This is a genomic window from Streptomyces milbemycinicus, from assembly GCF_002154605.1.
Taxonomy (GTDB): Bacteria; Actinomycetota; Actinomycetes; order Streptomycetales; family Streptomycetaceae; genus Streptomyces; species Streptomyces milbemycinicus.
In genome coordinates, this window is record NZ_MUNE01000955.1 from 633 (window position 1) to 4,657 (window position 4,025).

Consider the following 4,025-nt stretch of genomic DNA (forward strand, 5'->3'; position numbering starts at 1 on the left):
CCTCGCCGTATGACACCGATGCACGGTTCAGCCGCAAGGATCACGGCGGCTTGGGCTGGATGGGCTGCAAACTCCACATCAGCGAGACCTGCACCCCCACCGGTCCCTCAGCCGGTCCCGAAGGAGGGAACGGCGGGCCGAACCTGATCACGAACGTGGCCACTACGGACGCGACGGTCACTGATGTGGAGATGACCGAGCCGGTCCACCAGGCACTGCACAGACGCGGCCTGCTGCCCGGCGAGCACTATCTCGATTCCGGGTACTCCTCCGCCGAGCTGGTCGCCGGTGCCCGCGCCGCCTGGGGCATCACCTTGATCACCCCGCTCCGGGAGAATACCTCCGCCCAGGCCAGAGCCCGCGCCGGATACGCCGCCGAGGACTTCACCATCAACTACGACCAGCAGCACGCGCTCTGTCCGCAGGGTCACACCAGCCGGCACTGGTCCGCAACCCGCCAGCGCAACACCCAGGCCATCGTCATCCAGTTCGCCACCGACACCTGCGGGCCCTGCCCCGTCCGCGACCATTGCACCACCTCCCAACGACGTGGCAGACAACTCACCGTGCGCCCCCGCGAGGTGCACGAGATCCTCCGCACCACCCTGCCGCTCTTGGGGCGGCGGAATCACGGGACTTCATTCGGCGCATCGCACAGGAGATCTGAAAGGGAGATGGCGTTGTCCACGCTCGGCTGGCGGAAGTCCACGTACAGCGAAGAAGCTTCGTCCTGCGTCTACGTCGCCGCCGCGAGGGACGGCGCGGTCCTGCTCCGCGAGAGCGACGAGCCCGACGTCGTCCTGGTGACGACACGACGCACGCTGCGGGCGTTCATATCGAGGGTCAAGGCAGGCGCACTCGACGACGTTTCGTGACCTCCCGGGTGCCAGGCCCTCTGAGAGGCGCGCTGAGGCCCATAGGACGCGAGGAGGGTCCCGGGGGAAACCCGGGACCCTCCTCGCGTCCTACAGGCGCCTTGCGGCGGCCTTACGCGCTCTTCTCGTGGCGCTCACCCGGCTCGCTGCCGCGGCTGCGCGGCACGAGGGTCGGGTTGACGTTGGAGTGGACGACGTCCTCGGTGATCACGACGCGGGCGACGTCCTTGCGGGACGGCACCTCGTACATCGCCGACATCAGGACCTCTTCGATGATGGCGCGCAGGCCGCGCGCGCCGGTGCCGCGCAGGATCGCCTGGTCGGCGATGGCCTCCAGGGCGGGGCGGTCGAAGTGGAGTTCCACGCCGTCGAGTTCGAAGAGCCGCTGGTACTGCTTGACCAGCGCGTTCCGCGGTTCGACGAGGATCTGCAGCAGCGCCTCGCGGTCCAGGTTGTGGACGGAGGTGATGACGGGGAGGCGGCCGATGAACTCCGGGATCATCCCGAACTTCACCAGGTCCTCCGGCATGACCTCCTGGAACTGGTCGCTGGCCTCGATTTCGCGCTTGGAGCGGATCGTGGCGCCGAAGCCGATGCCCTTGGCGCCGGCCCGCGATTCGATGATCTTCTCCAGACCGGCGAAGGCACCGCCCACGATGAACAGCACATTCGTCGTGTCGATCTGGATGAACTCCTGGTGCGGGTGTTTGCGGCCGCCCTGCGGCGGCACCGAGGCGGTGGTGCCTTCCAGGATCTTCAGCAGCGCCTGCTGAACGCCCTCGCCTGAGACATCGCGGGTGATCGAGGGGTTCTCGCTCTTGCGGGCCACCTTGTCGATCTCGTCGATGTAGATGATGCCCGTCTCGGCCTTCTTGACGTCGTAGTCGGAGGCCTGGATCAGCTTCAGGAGAATGTTCTCCACGTCCTCGCCGACATAGCCCGCCTCGGTGAGGGCGGTGGCGTCGGCGATGGCGAAGGGGACGTTCAGCATCCGGGCGAGGGTCTGCGCCAGCAGGGTCTTACCGGAGCCGGTCGGGCCGAGAAGCAGGATGTTGGACTTCGCCAACTCGATGCCGTCGTCCCGGTTGTGGGCGCTGTTCTCGCCTGCCTGAACCCGCTTGTAGTGGTTGTAGACGGCGACGGAAAGCGCCTTTTTCGCGGCCTCCTGGCCGACGACATAGCCCTCGAGGAACTCGTAGATCTCACGCGGCTTGGGAAGTTCCTCCCAGCGCACCTCGGAGGTCTCGGCGAGCTCTTCCTCGATGATCTCGTTGCAGAGATCGATGCACTCATCGCAGATGTACACACCCGGGCCCGCGATGAGCTTCTTCACCTGCTTCTGGCTCTTCCCGCAGAACGAGCACTTGAGCAGGTCGCCGCCGTCACCGATGCGTGCCACGAGGTGATTCCCCTTCGCCTTGGATCCGCTCAGTTTCGCGAATCCGGGTGCTTGCGCTGCGCTTTCTGCTTCTGTTACCGGGGGCCGACCCCAGCCCCCTATGACGGTACCTTGCCCAGGGCCCGGTTCGGGCCCCCCTTGGCCCTACTCGGTACAAGGGAGGCGCCGATACCGGAGTTCAGCCCAGGCCCACCGAGGTCTTGCGGGTCGAGACGATCTGGTCGATCAGACCGTACGACAGCGATTCCTCGGCCGTGAGGATCTTGTCCCGCTCGATGTCGTCGCGGATCTTCTCGATCGGCGTCGTGGAGTGCTTGGCCAGCATTTCCTCGAGCTGCGAACGCATCCGCAGAATCTCGTTGGCCGCGATCTCCAGGTCGGAGACCTGGCCGCGGCCGGTCTCGCTGTACGGCTGGTGGATCAGCACCCGGGCGTTCGGCAGCGCCATCCGCTTACCGGGCGTGCCGGCGGAGAGCAGCACGGCCGCGGCGGAGGCCGCCTGGCCCATGCAGACCGTCTGGATGTCGGGCTTCACGAACTGCATCGTGTCGTAAATGGCGGTCAGCGCGGTGAATGAGCCGCCGGGCGAGTTGATGTAGATCGAGATGTCGCGGTCGGGATCCATCGACTCCAGGCACAGCAGCTGCGCCATGACGTCGTTGGCGGAGGCGTCGTCGATCTGCACGCCGAGGAAGATCACGCGCTCTTCGAAGAGCTTCGCGTACGGGTCGTACTCCCGGATGCCCTGGGAGGTCCGCTCGACGAAGCGCGGGACGACATAGCGGGCCTCGGCCTGCGGGCCGGCGTAGCGGGCGTACAGACCGCTGCCGGGGAAGTTCTGGGTGTTCACATGCACCGTCCTGGTGATGAGCAGTGGGCTGGGTCGGCTGCGAGCGGGCGGATCAAGCCCCGGTGCCGCCGCCTCCCGGGATGTGTGCGGCGGAGGCGATGACCTCGTCGACCAGGCCGTACGCCTTGGCCTCCTCGGCCGAGAACCAGCGGTCGCGGTCGGAGTCGCGGGTGATCTGCTCAACGGTCTGGCCGGTGTGGAAGGCGGTGAGGTCGGCCATCTTCCTCTTCGTGCGCAGCAGCTGCTCGGCGTGGATCTTGATGTCCGACGCGGAGCCCGCGAGGCCCGCGGACGGCTGGTGGATCAGGATCTCGGCGTTCGGCAGCGCGAAGCGCTTACCGGGGGTGCCCGCGCTCAGCAGGAACTGGCCCATCGAGGCGGCAAGGCCCATGGCGATGGTGATCACGTCGTTCTTGATGTACTGCATGGTGTCGTAGATCGCCATGCCGGCCGTGATCGAGCCGCCCGGAGAGTTGATGTAAAGGTTGATGTCCTTGTCCGGCTCCGCCGCGAGGAGCAGCAGCTGCGCGGTGATCTTGTTGGCGATGTCGTCGTCGACCGGCTGGCCGAGGAAGATGATCCGCTCACCGAGCAGCCGGTTGTAGACCTGGTCGCCGAGGCCTCCGAAGGTCGGCTCGCCGGCGGCGGAAGGCATCGTATTCGTCACGTATCCACCTGCTCGTCTCTGACGGCGACTGGCCGTCTCAGCGTCTTCTTCTGGGACGCGGGGGCGTAACCGCCGGTAAGCTCCGGCGGGCTCGTGGGACTCCCCTGCCCTCGTATCTACGGACCCTAACGCGCTGGTCGGCGGCCGCCATCCCGCATCAGGAACTGTTCGCTCTGAGCGCAGGTTCCGGCCGGTGGCGTGGCTCGGCGGGGGCCGGGCGCGGGGTACAGGGGC

At 66.8% G+C, this 4,025-nt stretch carries 4 protein-coding genes; 1 reads left to right on the forward strand and 3 read right to left on the reverse strand.

Annotation, left to right across the window (positions count from 1 at the left end; translation table 11 throughout):
• Positions 1–875: DUF397 domain-containing protein (locus CCN51_RS49495; protein WP_143676177.1), on the forward strand; the 875-nt coding region annotated here is incomplete at its 5' end.
• Positions 876–987: 112 nt separating this feature from the next.
• Here CCN51_RS49495 and clpX read toward each other — a convergent pair.
• The 3 genes from clpX to CCN51_RS49510 form a co-directional block, all read right to left on the reverse strand.
• Positions 988–2,274 (reverse strand): ATP-dependent Clp protease ATP-binding subunit ClpX, encoded by a 1,287-nt coding sequence (clpX, locus tag CCN51_RS49500; protein ID WP_014179676.1) that lies wholly within the window; start codon positions 2,272–2,274, stop codon positions 988–990.
• 178 nt (positions 2,275–2,452) lie between these two features.
• On the reverse strand, positions 2,453–3,124 hold the full coding sequence (locus CCN51_RS49505) for an ATP-dependent Clp protease proteolytic subunit (protein ID WP_014179675.1): 672 nt from the start codon (positions 3,122–3,124) through the stop codon (positions 2,453–2,455).
• Between the two features lie 52 nt (positions 3,125–3,176).
• Positions 3,177–3,791: an ATP-dependent Clp protease proteolytic subunit gene (locus CCN51_RS49510; protein ID WP_043487611.1), complete on the reverse strand. Its 615-nt coding sequence runs from the start codon at positions 3,789–3,791 to the stop codon at positions 3,177–3,179.
• Between the last annotated feature and the right edge of the window lie 234 nt (positions 3,792–4,025).